At 63.3% G+C, this 15,829-nt stretch carries 17 protein-coding genes; 7 read left to right on the forward strand and 10 right to left on the reverse strand.

All coding sequences use genetic code 11. The features are described 5' to 3' along the window. Positions 1-12: 12 nt before the first annotated feature. Positions 13-852 carry an AraC family transcriptional regulator gene (locus tag PverR02_RS17235; protein WP_017846438.1) on the reverse strand — a complete coding sequence of 280 codons (840 nt, stop codon included), beginning with the start codon at positions 850-852 and terminating at the stop codon, positions 13-15. Positions 853-935: 83 nt separating this feature from the next. Here PverR02_RS17235 and PverR02_RS17240 point away from each other — a divergent pair, with 83 nt between their 5' ends. Continuing rightward, on the forward strand, positions 936-2,147 hold the full coding sequence (locus tag PverR02_RS17240; RefSeq protein WP_046383630.1) for an MFS transporter: 1,212 nt from the start codon (positions 936-938) through the stop codon (positions 2,145-2,147). 83 nt (positions 2,148-2,230) lie between these two features. Here the strand turns inward: PverR02_RS17240 and PverR02_RS17245 are convergent, their stop codons facing one another. Continuing rightward, positions 2,231-2,653, reverse strand: a complete 423-nt coding sequence (locus tag PverR02_RS17245) for an MAPEG family protein (protein ID WP_079443994.1) — start codon at positions 2,651-2,653, stop codon at positions 2,231-2,233. Next, positions 2,646-2,951, reverse strand: a complete 306-nt coding sequence (locus PverR02_RS17250; RefSeq protein WP_017846441.1) for a DUF2834 domain-containing protein — start codon at positions 2,949-2,951, stop codon at positions 2,646-2,648. Before PverR02_RS17250 ends, PverR02_RS17245 begins: the two co-directional genes overlap by 8 nt. Before the next feature lie 83 nt (positions 2,952-3,034). Between PverR02_RS17250 and PverR02_RS17255 the strand changes: the two genes are divergently transcribed. Further along, a complete protein-coding gene (locus PverR02_RS17255) occupies positions 3,035-3,823 on the forward strand; it encodes a helix-turn-helix domain-containing protein (protein WP_079443995.1) in 789 nt (262 codons plus the stop codon). Between the two features lie 54 nt (positions 3,824-3,877). After that, positions 3,878-5,587 carry an amidase gene (locus tag PverR02_RS17260; protein ID WP_162231536.1) on the forward strand — a complete coding sequence of 570 codons (1,710 nt, stop codon included), beginning with the start codon at positions 3,878-3,880 and terminating at the stop codon, positions 5,585-5,587. A 51-nt stretch (positions 5,588-5,638) separates the two neighbouring features. On the opposite strand, the gene PverR02_RS17265 is transcribed toward PverR02_RS17260, so the two are convergent. The 3 genes from PverR02_RS17265 to PverR02_RS17275 all read right to left on the reverse strand — a co-directional run bounded on the left by PverR02_RS17265 (position 5,639) and on the right by PverR02_RS17275 (position 7,987). Next, on the reverse strand, positions 5,639-6,376 hold the full coding sequence (locus PverR02_RS17265; protein WP_079443996.1) for a CPBP family intramembrane glutamic endopeptidase: 738 nt from the start codon (positions 6,374-6,376) through the stop codon (positions 5,639-5,641). Further along, a complete protein-coding gene (locus tag PverR02_RS17270; protein WP_046383635.1) occupies positions 6,373-6,585 on the reverse strand; it encodes a DUF6434 domain-containing protein in 213 nt (70 codons plus the stop codon). The genes PverR02_RS17265 and PverR02_RS17270 overlap by 4 nt, the downstream gene beginning before the upstream one ends. A gap of 76 nt (positions 6,586-6,661) precedes the next feature. Next, a complete protein-coding gene (locus tag PverR02_RS17275) occupies positions 6,662-7,987 on the reverse strand; it encodes an aminotransferase-like domain-containing protein (protein ID WP_079443997.1) in 1,326 nt (441 codons plus the stop codon). A gap of 91 nt (positions 7,988-8,078) precedes the next feature. On the opposite strand from PverR02_RS17275, the gene PverR02_RS17280 reads away from it, so the two are divergent. The 3 genes from PverR02_RS17280 to yghX all read left to right on the forward strand — a co-directional run bounded on the left by PverR02_RS17280 (position 8,079) and on the right by yghX (position 10,479). Next, on the forward strand, positions 8,079-8,969 hold the full coding sequence (locus PverR02_RS17280) for a DMT family transporter (protein ID WP_079443998.1): 891 nt from the start codon (positions 8,079-8,081) through the stop codon (positions 8,967-8,969). 83 nt (positions 8,970-9,052) lie between these two features. Beyond that, entirely contained in the window at positions 9,053-9,547 is a 495-nt protein-coding gene (locus PverR02_RS17285; protein WP_079443999.1) for a PaaI family thioesterase, read from the forward strand. A 44-nt stretch (positions 9,548-9,591) separates the two neighbouring features. Continuing rightward, positions 9,592-10,479 carry a YghX family hydrolase gene (gene yghX / locus PverR02_RS17290; RefSeq protein ID WP_079444000.1) on the forward strand — a complete coding sequence of 296 codons (888 nt, stop codon included), beginning with the start codon at positions 9,592-9,594 and terminating at the stop codon, positions 10,477-10,479. 64 nt (positions 10,480-10,543) lie between these two features. Here the strand turns inward: yghX and PverR02_RS17295 are convergent, their stop codons facing one another. After that, a complete protein-coding gene (locus PverR02_RS17295) occupies positions 10,544-11,422 on the reverse strand; it encodes a LysR family transcriptional regulator (RefSeq protein WP_046383640.1) in 879 nt (292 codons plus the stop codon). Positions 11,423-11,550: 128 nt separating this feature from the next. Here PverR02_RS17295 and ampC point away from each other — a divergent pair, with 128 nt between their 5' ends. Next, the gene (gene ampC, locus PverR02_RS17300; protein WP_079444001.1) at positions 11,551-12,705 is read left to right on the forward strand and encodes a class C beta-lactamase; all 1,155 of its coding nucleotides are present in this window, start codon (positions 11,551-11,553) and stop codon (positions 12,703-12,705) included. Between the two features lie 34 nt (positions 12,706-12,739). Here the strand turns inward: ampC and dctM are convergent, their stop codons facing one another. From dctM to PverR02_RS17315, 3 genes are all read right to left on the reverse strand, one after another. Beyond that, entirely contained in the window at positions 12,740-14,020 is a 1,281-nt protein-coding gene (gene dctM, locus PverR02_RS17305) for a C4-dicarboxylate TRAP transporter large permease protein DctM (protein ID WP_017846452.1), read from the reverse strand. Further along, positions 14,020-14,652 (reverse strand): TRAP transporter small permease, encoded by a 633-nt coding sequence (locus PverR02_RS17310; protein WP_079444002.1) that lies wholly within the window; start codon positions 14,650-14,652, stop codon positions 14,020-14,022. The genes dctM and PverR02_RS17310 overlap by 1 nt, the downstream gene beginning before the upstream one ends. Before the next feature lie 81 nt (positions 14,653-14,733). Further along, complete coding sequence (locus tag PverR02_RS17315; protein WP_079444003.1) at positions 14,734-15,717, reverse strand: TRAP transporter substrate-binding protein; 984 nt, start codon at positions 15,715-15,717, stop codon at positions 14,734-14,736. Positions 15,718-15,829: the final 112 nt, after the last annotated feature.

Below are 15,829 nucleotides of genomic sequence, written 5' to 3' on the forward strand. Positions count from 1 at the left end.
CAGCGCCTTGCGCTAGCGGAAGAAATGACTCGGCGTCTTGCCGAACTGTTTCTTGAACATACTGGTAAAGGCGCTCGGGCTTTCATAGCCCAGCTCAAATGCCACATCGATGATCTTCTCGCCCACGGCTATGCGCTCCAGCGCCAGCAGCAACCGCGCTTGCTGGCGCCACTGGCCGAAGGTCAGGCCGGTTTCCCGGCGGAACAGGCGCTGGATGGTGGTCTGGTCCAGACCCAGGCGCTCGCTCCAATCCGCCACGGTCGAGGCATCGCCCGGGTCGTCCTGCAACGCCAGGCAAATCCGGCGGATGCGCGGGTCTGCAGGCTGGGGCAAGGACAACGGCAAGGCCGGCAATAGCGCCAGTTCGTCGAGGATCAGGTGCATGATCCGCGCGTCGCGCGAATCCTCGGCATACGGCGGCTTCAAGCTGACCGATGCCTTGATCAGTTCGCTGAGCAGCGGTGAAATGCTGACGGCCTTGGTTTCGCTCGGCAGGTTCGGAAAACTCGCGGGGCGAACAAACACACTGCGCATTTTCAACGCCCCGACGCAGCGCAGCGAATGCACATGCCCACTGGGCATCCAGAAGCCGCGATTGGGTGGCACCGTCCACTGATTCTGCGCCGAATGCACCACCATCACGCCTTCGGTGGCGTACAGCAGTTGATGCTTCTCGTGGCTATGGTCGGGGATCACCCAGCTCTCCGGATAGTCGGTGGCCGAGCTGATGACGGCCCACTCGCCCTCATCGATATCCCGCAGAAATTTATCCAGTGTTTTGATGGCTTCGCCTCTTTTGCGATGTTTGCTGCCCGAATTTCGCGAGACAGGCGTTTTCGACAAATCTAGCATAAACGCCGAGTTCATCCATGGAGCGGCGGTTTAAATCATCGCTGCCCGTCCCCGTCGTTCACTGCCTTGTATGGAATGCCTGCATGTCGACCTTGACCGCGTCTCCCGCTGCCACCTCCAGCCCGCCCCAAGTCAGCCCCTTGGTCATGCGCGTCCTCGGCGCCTGCGCCCTGGCGCATTTGATCAATGACCTGATCCAGGCCGTGCTGCCCTCGATCTACCCAATGCTCAAGGCCAACTATGGGCTGAGCTTCACCCAGGTCGGCCTGATCACCCTGACCTTCCAACTGACCGCCTCCCTGCTGCAACCGTGGATCGGCTACCACACCGACCGCCACCCCAAACCCTGGCTGTTGCCGGCGGGCATGGTGTGTACTTTGATCGGCATCCTGATGCTGGCGTTTGTCGGCACGTTCCCGGCGATCCTGCTGGCGTCGGCGCTGATCGGCGTCGGCTCCTCGACCTTCCACCCGGAAACGTCGCGGGTGGCCCGCCTGGCTTCCGGCGGGCGCTACGGCCTGGCGCAATCGACCTTCCAGGTCGGCGGTAACGCTGGCAGCGCGTTCGGCCCACTGCTGGCGGCGGCGATCGTCATTCCCTACGGCCAGGGGCATATCGCCTGGTTCGGCCTGTTTGCGGTGTTCGCGATCCTGGTGCTGTATGGCTTGAGCCGCTGGTACCGCAACCACCTCAATTTGTTCAAGCTCAAGCAAGGCAGCAAAGCCACCCACGGCCTGTCGAAAGGCCGCGTGACCTTTGCCTTGGTGGTGCTGGCCTTGCTGGTGTTTTCCAAGTACTTCTACATGTCCAGCCTGACCAGCTATTTCACCTTCTATCTGATCGAGAAATTCAACCTGTCGGTCGCCAGTTCCCAGCTTTACCTGTTCCTGTTCCTCGGCGCCGTGGCTGCAGGCACCTTCTTTGGCGGGCCGATCGGCGACCGGATCGGACGCAAGACCGTCATCTGGTTCTCCATCCTCGGCGCGGCGCCGTTCACCCTGGCCCTGCCGTATGTCGACCTGTTCTGGACCGCGATGCTCAGCGTGGTGATCGGTTTCATCCTGGCGTCGGCGTTCTCCGCCATCGTCGTCTTCGCCCAGGAGCTGGTGCCAGGCAATGTCGGGATGATCGCCGGCGTGTTCTTTGGCCTGATGTTCGGCTTCAGCGGTATCGGCGCGGCATTGCTGGGGTTGCTCGCGGACAGCCATGGCATCGAGTACGTTTACACGCTGTGCTCGTTCCTGCCGTTGCTGGGGGTTCTGACGATTCTGTTGCCGTCGACCAAAGGCGTTTGATCGGTTGAGCCTGCCGGGGCATCCGGCGGCTCGATCGCACGGGGCCGGCGCCTACAGCTAGCGCTTGAGGACGCCGGTGCCCTTCATATCATTTTCAACACGAGCATCGCGCCCAACCCGATCAGACACGCCACGCCCACCCCATAGGCCAGCGTGCGCCAGGGCTGGCACGCCATCAGGTACATGAGCGTGTGTGCCACCCGCGCCAGGGTAAAAACCCCGAACAGCACTCCCGTGGCTACCGAAGCGGTGCCCGCCACGACACACAGCCCGCCGAGGACAAAAAACAGCGGAATGTTTTCCTGGTCATTGGCCCACGCCCTGGCGGCACGGCCGACTTGCGGCAGTTCGTCTGGCTGCGGCGCACGGTTGAAGAAAGCCGCATCTTCGGGATTAGTGAATGCCCGCGCGCGCAGGCGGAAGAAGCCCTGATAGCAGGAAATCGCCAGCATCTTCAGGCACAGCATCAACACGCACAGTGCGTAGACACGCAATAGCTCATTCATCCCGCAACCCCGTGATGACGATATAGAGCAGCGGCCCCACCGAAACGAACAGCGCCGTCAGCACCCAGTAAGGCAGCACCGACGCCACCGACCGCCCTCGCCGCCGGGCGTCGCGGTACATCCACACACAAGCCAGCAGCGCCATCAGGTACAGGTCGATCACCACTTGCGCGGTGTCCGGGCGTGACAGCAATTGCCGGCCAAACGCCAGCAGCGACTGCTCCGCGGTCAGCATCGTTATCAGCGTATACAGCGAAAACCCGAGCAAACCGGCCAGGGCGATAAAGGGTCTGTGCATGGTCTCTTCCTTGAAGTGATCGAGGCCCACGATAGTGATAAGGTTCAGCCCCTCGCAATGACCTCGGAGGTCATGGTCACGCCATGGACAATCCTGCTACCGCCAGCGAACACTTGCGCCGGCTACGCCGCCAGGCACAGTTGAGCCAGCTCGACCTGGCCCTGATCACCGGAGTCTCGCAGCGTCATCTCAGTTGCCTGGAAACCGGCCGCGCCAAGCCGAGCCCCGGCACCCTGCACAATCTGCTGAGCGCGCTGCAGGTGCCCCTCGACCAGTGCAACCGCGTATTCCTCGCCGCCGGCTTTGCCCCGCGTTATGCCGCCACCCCCCTCGCCTCGCCGGCCATGGCGGCCATTCGCGAAGCGGTCAGCCATGTGCTGCACGCCAACAACCCCGCCCCGGCGATTCTGCTCGGCAGTGAGTGGCAGGTGCTGACGGCCAACACCAGCACTGCCGTGCTCTTTGGCTTGGTCGGGATCGACCCGGGCGCCGCCGATGGCGTGAACCTGCTGAGCACCCTGCTGCAATCGGGCGGCCTGGGCGATCACCTGATCAACGCCGAAGAGATCCGCACCCTCGCCTGGCAACGGGCAACCCGCGAGGCCTTGACCAACCCATCGTTGGCGGCGCTGCTGGCCAGCCTGCCGGTGCCCGCCCACACCGAACTGCCCAGCGACATGCCGCCACTGGTGTTGACCCGCGTGCGCTCGACCCAGGGCGAGCTGAACTTTCTATCGACCTTCACCACCTTCGGCATGCCCCAGGACATTACCCTCACCTCGCTGCGGATCGAGCATCTGATTCCCGCCGACGACTTCACATGGCAGGTCATGCGCAGCGCTTTCGAAGGTTATGCGGCGCTGGTTTTGTGAAATATCTGTCCGTAGACTGCCGCCATACCCCCACTTGAAGGCGGCGAAAAAAACCTGATGCAAGTTACCGAAGTCTCCATTGCCCAATTGCGCGCGGCGCTTGAGTCCGGCCAGACCACGGCCGTCGAACTGGTCCAGGCTTATCTGGCGCGGATCGACGCCTACGACGGCGCGCAGACCGCGACCGCGCTGAATGCCGTGGTGGTGCGCAACCCCGCGGCCCTGGACGAAGCCGAGGCGTCCGATGCGCGCCGGGCCAAGGGCGCAACGCTGGGACCGCTCGACGGCATTCCCTATACCGCCAAGGACAGTTACCTGATCAAGGGCCTCACGGCGGCGTCCGGCAGTCCGGCGTTCGCCAAACTGGTTGCCCAGCGCGACGCCTTCAGCATCGAACGGCTGCGGGCCGGAGGTGCCATCTGCCTGGGCAAGACCAACATGCCGCCGATGGCCAATGGCGGCATGCAGCGTGGCGTGTATGGCCGCGCGGAAAGCCCGTATAACGCCGCCTACCTGACGGCACCGTTTGCCTCCGGCTCGTCCAACGGCGCCGGCACCGCGACTGCCGCGAGCTTCGCGGCATTCGGTCTGGCGGAAGAAACCTGGTCGAGCGGGCGTGGCCCGGCGTCCAACAACGGCCTGTGTGCCTATACCCCGTCCCGTGGGGTGATTTCGGTGCGCGGCAACTGGCCGCTGACCCCCACCATGGACGTGGTGGTGCCTTATGCGCGCACCATGGCCGACCTGCTGGAAGTACTCGACGTGGTGGTCGCCGAAGACCCCGACACCCGCGGCGACCTGTGGCGCCTGCAACCTTGGGTGCCCATCCCCAGCGTCGCTTCGGTGCGCCCGGCGGCTTACGCTGAACTGGCCGCGACCGCCGCATCCCTCGCCGGCAAACGCTTTGGCGTACCGCGCATGTACATCAACGCCGACCCCGACGCCGGCACCAGCGAGAAACCCGGCATCGGTGGCCCGACCGGGCAAAAGATCATCACCCGCGCCAGCGTCATCGCCCTGTGGCAAGCCGCGCGCCAGGCCCTCGAAGCGGCCGGCGCCGAAGTCATCGAAGTGGACTTCCCCCTGGTGTCCAACTGCGAAGGCGACCGCCCGGGCGCACCGACGGTGTTTACCCGTGGCCTGGTGTCCAAGGAGTTCCTCCACGATGAGTTGTGGGAACTGTCCGCATGGGCCTTCGATGACTTCCTGCGCGCCAATAACGACCCGAACCTGAACCGCCTGGCGGATGTCGACGGGCCGAAGATTTTCCCCCATGACCCCGGCACCTTGCCCAACCGTGAAGACGAACTGGCCGCCGGCATGGACGAATACGTGCGGATGGCCCAACGCGGGATCACCCCGTGGAACCAGATCAGCACCCTGCCCGACGGCCTGCGCGGCCTCGAACAGACCCGACGCATCGACCTCGAAGACTGGATGGATAAGCTCGGCCTCGATGCCGTGATCTTCCCCACCGTCGCCGACGTCGGCCCTGCCGATGCCGATGTGAACGAAGCGTCCGCCGACATCGCCTGGAGCAATGGCGTGTGGGTGGCCAACGGCAACCTTGCCATCCGCCACTTGGGCGTGCCGACCGTTACCGTGCCGATGGGCGTGATGGCGGATATCGGCATGCCGGTCGGGCTGACCTTTGCCGGGCGCGCCTACGATGACTCCAGGTTGCTGCAGCTGGCGTCAGCGTATGAAGCCACCGGCAGCAAACGCCTGATTCCGCCGCGCACGCCGGCGCTCACGCCACGCTGACGCGCGGTCCAACGGTGGGAGCCACCGCTCCCACCTGGTTGCGCTGCTCACTCAGGCAACGAGAGGCACGGCAATCAACAGGATCGCCGTGCCATGGGCGAGCGTCGCGGCCAACACACCATGACGCATGCGCAACAACGCGCAGGCCAGCCCTTCGATCAGGGTAAACAGCAACACCGGCCAGCCCAATTGAGTGACGCTCAGGGCCAGGAACGCATGACAGGCCGCGAACGCCACGCCGCTGATCAAGGCCGCCCGCAGCGGCGTCAGTTGTTGTTCCAGATACCCCTGCAGATAACCGCGAAACAACACCTCTTCCAACGCATTGGCGCCATAGGCCAATACCACCATGCCTGGCAGCCACACCCAGTAATCGTGGATCGCTTGCGTATCCACGCCCTGGTAAAGCCGCAGCGGTACGCCGATCAGGCAGCCCACCGCCAGGCCCCTCGCCAGTCCGACGGCGCAATTGCCCTTGGACCACAAGACCAGCCGCGACAAGTCCGGCGCTACCCACGCGAGCCCGGCAACCAGCAACAGCGATAGACCGCCCAGCGCCGCCAGCACAAAGGTGTTGGCGGTGAATGCAATCTGCACATCGTCACTGAGCGCCCACATGCGCAACGGCGTCATCGCATCGCGCATCAGCACAAACGCCGCCAACAGAATCAGGATGCGGACCGCCGTCATCGACCTGGGTGTGAGCGCGAACCACGCGCCGAACAGCAGCAGGCCTGGCGTCAAATGGATGCTGTAGTTAACCAGTGCCACCATGCCTTGAGTAATCATAAGCCGGCGTTTCGACGCTGCCACTCATCCACCATATCGCCCAGGGTTTTGGCCGTATCGTTGCGAATCCAGGCCATGAATGCGCGGTCGAACTTAAACCCCGGGCCGCAGTGTTCGAGCATGAAACGGCGCACGTTCTGGGTGTTTTTGTAGCGCGGGGTGATCGGGGTGCTGCGGGTGATGGGGTCGCTGTGCCAATTAAAGTCCATGTTTTCTCACAAGGCGGTTTGTTGTTTTCGCCGTAGCATAGCGATGTGCCATTTAAGCAGGAAGTGCCGGATAGCGTCACCACGCCACCACCTTGCGTACCGCCAGCAAGGCCTCGCGCAGCGCCGTCATGTCCACCGAGCCCAACGCCAGGCGCAGCGCATGCGGTACATGGGCCGATACGGCAAACGGTTCGGCGGTGGACACGGCGATATTTTCGCGCTGCAAGGTCATGGCGATCTGATCGGCGCGGGCCTCTTCCGCCAGGGGCAACCAGAGAAAATACGACGAAGGATGGCTGATGTACGTCAGCCCCTTCAGCACCTGCGCCGCCAATGCCTGGCGTGCCCGGGCATCCTGGCGTTTCTGTGCTTCCAGTTGAGCCACCGTGCCGTCGTCGAGCCAGGCCACGGCAATCGCGCTCATTACCCCCGGCACATTCCAGGTCGTGGCCATGATGCTGCGTTCCAGGGCCTTCACCCACGCCGCCGGGGCTGACACAAAGCCGACCCGCAGGCCGGTGGCGACGCTTTTCGAAAAGCCGCCGACATACACCGTGCGTTCCGGCGCGAGGGTCGCCAACGGCGGTGGCGCGTGTTCTGCCAGAAATGCGTAGGCCGCGTCCTCGACGATCATCAGGTTGTGCTGACGGGCGATGGCTACCAACTGCTCGCGCTGCTCCAGGCTCATCACCCAACCCAGCGGGTTATGCACGGTCGGCATGCTATACACCGCGCGGACCGGATGCTTGCGACACAGGCTGTGCAGATGATCGAGGTCGGGGCCGCTGGCGGTGAGCGGGATCGCCAGCATTTCCAGGTGCAGGGTCTCGGCCAGCACCTTGAAGCCTGAATAGGTCAGCGCGTCGACGGCAATCACATCCCCCGGTTTGAGCAGCGCCATCAGCGTCACGGCCAACCCATGTTGCGCGCCGCTGACCAGCAGCACCTGATCGGCCTCGACCGTCAGCCCTCGACTCAGCAGATGGCGCGCCACCGCCGCGCGTTCATGCTGGCGCCCGGCGTGGGGCTGGTAACGCAGTAACGCTTGCAGATCGCCCGACAGCGCCAGTTGACGCAATGCCGTGCGCAGCAGCTCGGCCTGGCCCGGCAATGACGGGTAATTGAAATTCAGATCCAGCATGCCCGGTGCCACGCTCATCTGCCCACTGCCCTGCCCCGGCGGCAGCGAGATCTCGCGCACGAAGGTGCCGCGACCGGTTTCACCGCTGACCAGGCCCATCGCCGCCAGCTCGCTGTACACGCGGCTCGCGGTGACCAGCGCGAGGCCGTGGCGCGCGGCCAATTGCCGATGGGTGGGCAGACGCTCGCCGGGCGACAGCCTGCCGCTGCGGATGTCCTCGGCGAAGGTGTCGACCAGGTTTTTGTAACGGGCGCGGGGCATGGGCGATGTATCCATGACAATTTTTTGATTGTCTTAATCTTCCTGCCTAGCATGGCCCGCACGCAACCTCTCCTTTTTTCGGGCCCCCTTCATGGAACAGACCTCACCGCTCAATCCCCTGGCCAACAGCACCCAGGGTTGGATCAATGGCTTTATCGGCGTGGTGATTTTCAGCGGTTCGTTGCCGGCGACGCGTCTGGCGGTGATGGAATTCGAACCGGTGTTCCTCACCCTGCTGCGCGCCACCCTGGCCGGCGTGTTGGCGTTGTGCCTGTTGGTTTTTTTCAAGGAAAAACGCCCAACACGCGCGCAATGGCTGCCCCTGGTAATCGTCGCCCTCGGCGTGGTCATCGGCTTCCCCTTGCTGACGGCGCTGGCCCTGCAATACGTGACGTCCGCGCACTCCATCGTGTTTATCGGCCTGTTGCCGCTGGCCACGGCGCTCTTTGGCGTACTGCGCGGCGGTGAGCGGCCACGCCCGGTGTTCTGGTTGTTTTCGATCCTGGGCAGCGCGCTGGTGATGGGGTATGCCGTCGCCCAGGGCCTGAGCGCCGCCCCGGCCGGTGACCTGCTGATGCTGTTGGCGGTGCTGGTGTGCGGCCTGGGTTACGCCGAGGGCGCCAAGCTGTCGCGCAGCCTGGGCGGCTGGCAAGTGATCTGCTGGGCGCTGGTGGTGTCGTTGCCGGTGGCGCTGCCGTTGAGCCTGATGCTCGCGCCGCCGACCTTCACCGGCATCAGCCTGCCGGCGTGGCTGAGCCTGGGCTATGTGGCGCTGTTCAGCATGTTGATCGGGTTTGTGTTCTGGTACCGCGGGCTGGCCCAAGGCGGCATCGCCGCGGTCGGCCAGTTGCAGTTGCTGCAACCGTTCTTCGGCCTGGCGCTGGCGGCGGGCCTGCTGCATGAGCAGGTCAGCCTGGGCATGGTGCTGGTGACAGTCGCGGTGATCGGCTGTGTGGCCGGAGCCAAGCGGTTTGCGCGCTAGCGTCTGCGGCGATGGCATTATTCCCATCCGGCGCGCGTCCTGTTAAACAGGACAGTCCCCTCCCAGAACAATAAGGACTTGGCATGCACACCCCGTCACTGCAAGACACCACCGCCCCCGAAGGCATCTGCTACGGCTGCGGCGGCAGCAACCCCCACGGCCTGCATATCAAGAGCCGCTGGGATGCCGACGGCGTTCACGTGGTCGCCGAGCACCAACCGGAAGCGAAATACAGCGGCTGGCCGGATCTGGTCTACGGCGGCCTGATCGCCATGCTGGTGGACTGCCACTCGAACTGGACCGCCATGGCCTACCACTACCGCGCCGAACAACGCGAACCCGGCAGCCTGCCGCGTATCGACTGCGTGACCGGGCATCTCGGGATCAAATTCATCAAGCCCACGCCCCTGGGTGTCACGCTGACCTTGCGTGCCCGGGTCGAGGGCGATGTGGGGCGTAAAAGCCGCGTGGTCTGCGAGGTATACGCCGGCGATGTGCTCACGGCGATCGGCGATTCGGTGTTCGTGCGCGTCGATACCGGGCAACTGGCCGCCGCCGCCCACGCTCGCAACGCGTGATCCTGGTCTACATTGACTGGCACCGCTAATCGAGGACTGCACCGATGACTCGTCTCACCGCGAAAGACTTCGCCCCCGAACTGCTGGAGCTCTACGACGGCTACGCCCACGGCAAGATCAACCGCCGCGAGTTTCTCGACCGCGCCGCACTGTTCACCTTCGGCGGGCTCACCGCGTCGGCGCTGCTCGCCGCCCTGAGCCCCAACTATGCGCTGGCCGAGCAAGTGAAATTCACCGACCCGGACATCGTCGCGGACTACATCACCTACCCTTCGCCCAAGGGCAACGGCACGGTGCGCGGCTATCTGGTGCGCCCGGCCAAGACCACCGGCAAAGTCCCCGCCGTGGTCGTGGTGCATGAAAACCGCGGCCTCAACCCGTATATCGAAGACGTCGCCCGCCGCCTGGCCAAGGCCGGCTTTATCGCCCTCGCGCCGGATGGCCTGACATCCGTGGGTGGCTACCCCGGCAACGATGAAAAAGGCGTAGCGCTGCAACAAAAAGTCGACCCGACCAAGCTGATGAACGACTTCTTCGCCGCCATCGAGTGGCTGATGCACCACGACAACAGCACCGGCAAAGTCGGGATTACCGGCTTCTGCTATGGCGGCGGCGTGGTCAATGCAGCAGCCGTGGCCTACCCGGAACTGGGCGCCGCCGTGTCATTTTACGGGCGGCAGCCAGAGGCCAAGGACGTGCCGCGCATCAAGGCACCGATCATGCTGCATTACGGCGAACTGGATACGCGGATCAACGAAGGCTGGCCGGCCTATGAAAAGGCCCTGAAGGCCGCGGGCACTACCTATCAAGCGTATATCTACAAGGGCGCCAACCACGGTTTTCACAACGACTCGACGCCGCGTTATGACGAGGCGGCGGCGAACCTGGCGTGGCAGCGCACGCTGGGGTGGTTCAACAAATACCTGGCCTGACCGCCTCTGAATGTGTAGAGGTTAGCCGCCGACAACTGTTTCATTTTGCTTCTTGATGAAAATTTCAGCCCTGCGCCGCCATCACCGTCAGCCAGGCCTTGAACGCCAGCATCGCCGAGGTTTCGGCGCGTGACTGCAGGCGCGTCAACCAATAGCTGCCGGTGCTGATGCCCACGTTGAAGGGCTGGCGGATCGCATCACTTTCCAGTTGTCGCGAGAACATCAGCGCCGGGGCCAACGCCACGCCGACGCCCTGCAGCGCTGCTTCCATCATCGCCAACGATGAGTCAAACACGATGCTGCGCGGCACCAGGGTGTCGGCAGGCAGCCCGGCGGCCTGGAACCACAGGTTCCACTCATCGGCGCGATAGGAGCGTAGCACTGTGTGCTTCAACAGCTCGGCCGGCGTGTGTAACTGCTCGGCGATTGACGGCACGCAGAGCACCGTCAGCGGCGCTTCGAACAATGGGCAGGCGTCGGTGCCATGCCAGGCCCCGGCGCCGAAACGGATCGCGTAATCCAGGCCTTCGGCGGCGACATCGACACGGTTGTTGTGCGTCGACAGGCGCAGGTCGATAAACGGGTAGCGGTGCTGGAAGTCCGCCAGCCGCGGCAGCAGCCAGCCCACCGCAAAAGTGCCGACCGCGCCGACGCTGAGCACTTCGCGGTAGTGCCCGCCTTCGAACTGGCCCAGGGTGTGGGCAATGCGGTCGAAGGATTCGCGCAGCACCGGCAACAACGTCTCGCCTTCGCGGGTCAGCATCAGGCCACGCGGCAGGCGTTTGAACAGGGTGACGTTCAGTTGCGCCTCCAGGCTCTTGACCTGGTGGCTGACCGCCGCCTGGGTGACACATAACTCAATGGCGGCCCGCGTAAAACTCAGGTGCCGGGCGGAGGCCTCGAATGCGCGCAGGGCATTGAGAGGCAGATGGGAACGCAGCATGCTTGCCCCTAATTTTTCTAATGGCTGGTGCGAAATATCATCGTTTGCCCAGGCCCGGCGAACTGTCTACCTTTGGCACGCCCGCGCAGGCTGTTCATTCAATCGATCATACTCATGGAAGCGATATCATGCCCCAACAAGCGGTATTTGGAGTGCGTCATTTAACGGCGCTGGCAATGTTTCTCGGCGCAGGCCAGTGCCTGGCCGCCACCGACCTGCAGGCCGTGGTAGACGCCAGCGTCAAACCGCTGATGCAGCAACAGGCCATTCCCGGCCTGGCGGTGGCGGTGGTGCAGAACGGCAAGGTGCAATACTTTAACTACGGCATGGCATCGAAAGAAGCGCAGCAACCGGTCAACCAAAACACCTTGTTCGAAATCGGCTCAGTGAGCAAAACCTTCACCGCAACCTTGGGCGGTTACGCCCAGGCCATCGGCAAGCTCACGCTGTCGGACAAGGCCAGCCAATACTGGCCTGCGTTGGCCGGCAGCGCCTTTGACCGCATCAGCCTGCTGCAACTGGCGACCTACACCCCCGGCGGCCTGCCGCTGCAGTTTCCGGATGCCGCCGACAACGCCGACGCCATGCTCGGCTACTTCCAGCGCTGGAAACCCAGCTACGCCCCAGGCGCGCAACGTCTCTATTCCAACCCGAGCATCGGCCTGTTTGGCTACCTCGCGGCGCGAAGCCTGGGCCAGCCGTTCAATGTCGCCATGGAGCACACCCTGCTGCCCAAGCTGGGGTTGAGCAACACCCACCTCAGCGTGCCCACCGCGCAATCCGGCGAGTACGCCCAAGGCTACGACAAGCAGCAGAAACCCGTCCGTGTAAGCCCTGGCGCACTGGACAACGAAGCCTACGGCATCAAGACCAGCACCCACGACCTGGCGCGCTATGTGATCGCCAACCTGCACCCGCAAACCCTGGAAAAGCCGCTGCAACAAGCCATCGCCAGTACCCACGCCGGTTATTACCGCGTGAACGGCATGACCCAGGGCCTGGGCTGGGAGTACTACCCCTACCCCATCGCCCTGCAAGCGCTGATTGACGGCAACTCGACACCGATGGCCATGGAACCTAACCGCCCCGATTGGCTGGCGACGCCGCAAGCGCAACCGGCCAACGTGCTGTACAACAAAACCGGCTCAACCGCAGGTTTTGGCGCGTATGTGGCGTATGTGCCAAGCAAGGACATGGGCGTGGTGATCCTGGCGAACAAGAACTATCCGAATGCCGAGCGGGTCAAGGTCGCCCATGCGATCCTGAGCGCGCTGGATCACTGAGCAAGGTGGGAGCCAGGCTCCCACATCGTGAGGTCTACATCCCCAGCCAGTGCGGCAGCGCCAGCGAGATGAACGGCAGGTAGGTGACCATGATCAGGAACACCAACAGGATCATCAGCCACGGCATCGCCGCACGAATGGTCTGCCCCAGCGTCAAGCCGGTCACCGCCGAGGTCACGAACAGGTTCAAGCCCACCGGCGGGTGGACCAGGCCGATTTCCATATTCACCACCATCACGATCCCCAAGTGAATCGGATCGATGCCCAGCTTCATCGCGATCGGAAAGAAGATCGGCGCCAGGATCAACACGATCGCCGACGGCTCCATGAAACTGCCGGCGATCAGCAAGACCACGTTGACCATGATCAGGAAGCCAATCGGCGTGAGCCCTTCGGACAGCACCCAGGCGGTGATTTCCTGGGGGATCTGTTCGGTGGTCAACACATGGGCGAAGAGCATCGCATTGGCGATGATAAACATCAGCATGATCGCCAGCCGCCCGGACTCCAGCAGCACCTTGGGACAGTCGCGCAGACTCATGTCCTTGTAGACGAACAGCGCGACAAACGCCGAGTACACCGCTGCCACCGCCGCGGCTTCGGTCGGGGTGAACATCCCGCTGTAGATGCCGCCGAGGATGATCACCAGCAGCAGCAAGCCCCAGAACGCACGGCGCGCGCAGGCCAGCCACTCGCGAAAGCTCGCCCGTGGCTGCGCCGGCAGCTTCTTGATGCGCGCCACGATATAGATCGCGACCATCAGCATCAGGCCCAGCAGCAGCCCCGGGATCACCCCGGCCATGAACAACTTGCCGACCGACGTTTCCGTGGCGGCCGAATACACCACCATCACGATCGACGGCGGAATCAGGATGCCCAGGGTGCCGGCGTTGCAGATGATGCCCGCGCCGAACGCCTTCGGGTAACCGGAGCGCACCATCCCGGCCACCGCAATCGAACCGACGGCCGCCACCGTGGCCGGTGACGAACCGGACAGCGCGGCAAACAACATGCACGCCAACACCGCCGCAATCGCCAGGCCGCCACGGATATGTCCGACACACGCATTGGCGAAGTCGATCAGCCGCTGCGCCACGCCGCCGGTGGTCATGAACGCACCGGACAGCAGGAAGAACGGAATCGCCAGGAAGGTATAGGCATCCGAGGTTTCGAACAGCTTGATCGCCAGGGAACTCACCGAGTCCTGGCTGAACATCAGGATCGACACCGCGCCAGACAATCCGAGGGAAATCGCGACGGGCACGCCGAGGAACATGAACACAAACAACAGCAGAAACAGACAGAGCACGGCCATCAGTGACGCTCCTCATGGCCGCCGGCCAATTTGCTCGCCTCACCGGCCTCGTCGGCCAGCCCCAACCCGACCTGGCGGTGGGTGAACAGGCGATAGAAAATTTCCAGGTAGCGGATAAACACCAGGGCAAAACCGACCGGCACGATGAGCACGATGTCGCCGACATCGATGCCGAACTGGTCGAGGTCTTCGGCGCCGATGTGTGCTGTCATCACCGCACTCACCCACCTGTAACTGGCGACCATGAACAGCCCGGCGTAGGCCAGGCAGCACAGGCAGGCAAGCATCCCAAGCAAGCGCTGCACCCGGCGTCCGGTCAGCTTGACCAGCGCATCCACCCCAAGGTGGCCGGCGGTACGCACGCCGTAGGAAATGCCGAAGAAAATCAGCCAGCCGAACATGGCCTTGGTCAGCGCCACGCTCCAGGTCATGTCCTGGGCCCAAGTCATGGCGCCGTCGCCCAGGGCGTTGAAAAAATGGCTGCTCCAGGCCCACTGGTCGGCCAGGGCAAAGAACAGCGTGTAGATGTTGTTGAGCATGACGTAGACGAATGTCACCAGGGTCATGGCGGCCAGCAGGAAGGCAATGACGCCTTCCTCCAGGTGCTCCCAGACGCGCCTGAGCGTTTGCATGGCAAAACCTCGCGAAGCGGGAATAGGTTTCAGAGTGGAAACCGGATCAACCTGTGGGAGGGATCTCGGTATGCCCCGGCATTACAGGTTGGACGCATCCGCCGCCTTGATCAGGTCAGCCCCGATCTCGCCTTCGAACATCTGCCAGACCGGGCGCATGGCTTCGCGCCATTGCTGGCGTTGCGCGGGGGTCAGTTCGATGATTTCGCTGGTCTTGGCGTCGACGATCTTCTGTTTGGCCGACTGGTTCAGCGCCTCGGCCTGCTTGTTCACCTCAACGGTGACCTCGGCCATGATCTGCTCCAGGGTGCTGCGCACATCCGCTGGCAGGCCGTTCCAGAACTTCGCGTTGGTGATCACCATGTAGTCGATCAGGCCATGGTTGGACTCGGTGAAGTACTTCTGCACCTCGTTGACCTTCTGGCTTTCATAGTTCGACCAGGTGTTTTCGGTGCCGTTGACCGTACCGGTCTGCAAGCCCTGGTAGACCTCGGCAAAGCTCATCTTGCGCGGGTTGGCGCGGATCGCCTTGAACTGTTCTTCAAGCACGCTGGAGGCTTGCACGCGGAACTTCAGGCCACGGGCGTCCTTGGGTTCGTGCAGGGCTTTGTTGGCCGACAACTGCTTGAGACCGTTGTGCCAATAGGCCAGGCCGAGGATGTTCTTGTTCTGCATCGAGGTCAGTAACTGCTTGCCTTGGGCGGCCTGGAAGCGGTCGACGGCGGCCAGGTCGTTGAACAGGAACGGCAGGTCATAGATCTGCACCTGTCTGGTGTATTGCTCGAACTTGGCCAGGGACGGCGCGAGCATCTGCACATCGCCCAACAGCAGCGCTTCCATTTCCTTGCCATCGCCGAACAGCGACGAGTTCGGGTACACCTCGACCTTGACCACGCCCGGCAGGCGTTCTTCGGCAAGTTTCTTGAACAGCAACGCGCCCTGGCCTTTGGGCGTGTTTTCGGCGACCACATGGGCGAACTTGATCACAATCGGGTCCGCCGCCTGGGCCAGGCCCACGACGAACAAGGTGGCGGCGCAGAACAGCGCCCGGGAGAGCTTGAGCATGGGAAATCACCTTCTTATTGTTGTGTTGTAGGGCAAGGTGCCTGATATGGCGCGTGTAGTGAATTTCGAATTTTTGATACCTGCGTTCGGCCTAGATGAACGCCAACCCGAA

Source organism: Pseudomonas veronii, assembly GCF_002028325.1.
GTDB classification, from domain to species: Bacteria; Pseudomonadota; Gammaproteobacteria; order Pseudomonadales; family Pseudomonadaceae; genus Aquipseudomonas; species Aquipseudomonas veronii.

Bases quoted from the DNA above. Each gene is read 5' to 3' on its own strand.
- yghX (WP_079444000.1), top strand. From the start codon at position 9,592: ATGACTCGTCTCACCGCGAAAGACTTCGCCCCCGAACTGCTGGAGCTC.
- PverR02_RS17315 (WP_079444003.1), bottom strand. From the start codon at position 15,717: ATGCTCAAGCTCTCCCGGGCGCTGTTCTGCGCCGCCACCTTGTTCGTC.
- PverR02_RS17310 (WP_079444002.1), bottom strand. From the start codon at position 14,652: ATGCAAACGCTCAGGCGCGTCTGGGAGCACCTGGAGGAAGGCGTCATT.
- PverR02_RS17265 (WP_079443996.1), bottom strand. From the start codon at position 6,376: ATGATTACTCAAGGCATGGTGGCACTGGTTAACTACAGCATCCATTTG.
- PverR02_RS17240 (WP_046383630.1), top strand. From the start codon at position 936: ATGTCGACCTTGACCGCGTCTCCCGCTGCCACCTCCAGCCCGCCCCAA.
- PverR02_RS17235 (WP_017846438.1), bottom strand. From the start codon at position 852: ATGCTAGATTTGTCGAAAACGCCTGTCTCGCGAAATTCGGGCAGCAAA.
- ampC (WP_079444001.1), top strand. From the start codon at position 11,551: ATGCCCCAACAAGCGGTATTTGGAGTGCGTCATTTAACGGCGCTGGCA.
- PverR02_RS17280 (WP_079443998.1), top strand. From the start codon at position 8,079: ATGGAACAGACCTCACCGCTCAATCCCCTGGCCAACAGCACCCAGGGT.
- PverR02_RS17285 (WP_079443999.1), top strand. From the start codon at position 9,053: ATGCACACCCCGTCACTGCAAGACACCACCGCCCCCGAAGGCATCTGC.
- dctM (WP_017846452.1), bottom strand. From the start codon at position 14,020: ATGGCCGTGCTCTGTCTGTTTCTGCTGTTGTTTGTGTTCATGTTCCTC.
- PverR02_RS17245 (WP_079443994.1), bottom strand. From the start codon at position 2,653: ATGAATGAGCTATTGCGTGTCTACGCACTGTGCGTGTTGATGCTGTGC.
- PverR02_RS17295 (WP_046383640.1), bottom strand. From the start codon at position 11,422: ATGCTGCGTTCCCATCTGCCTCTCAATGCCCTGCGCGCATTCGAGGCC.
- PverR02_RS17255 (WP_079443995.1), top strand. From the start codon at position 3,035: ATGGACAATCCTGCTACCGCCAGCGAACACTTGCGCCGGCTACGCCGC.
- PverR02_RS17270 (WP_046383635.1), bottom strand. From the start codon at position 6,585: ATGGACTTTAATTGGCACAGCGACCCCATCACCCGCAGCACCCCGATC.
- PverR02_RS17250 (WP_017846441.1), bottom strand. From the start codon at position 2,951: ATGCACAGACCCTTTATCGCCCTGGCCGGTTTGCTCGGGTTTTCGCTG.
- PverR02_RS17275 (WP_079443997.1), bottom strand. From the start codon at position 7,987: ATGCCCCGCGCCCGTTACAAAAACCTGGTCGACACCTTCGCCGAGGAC.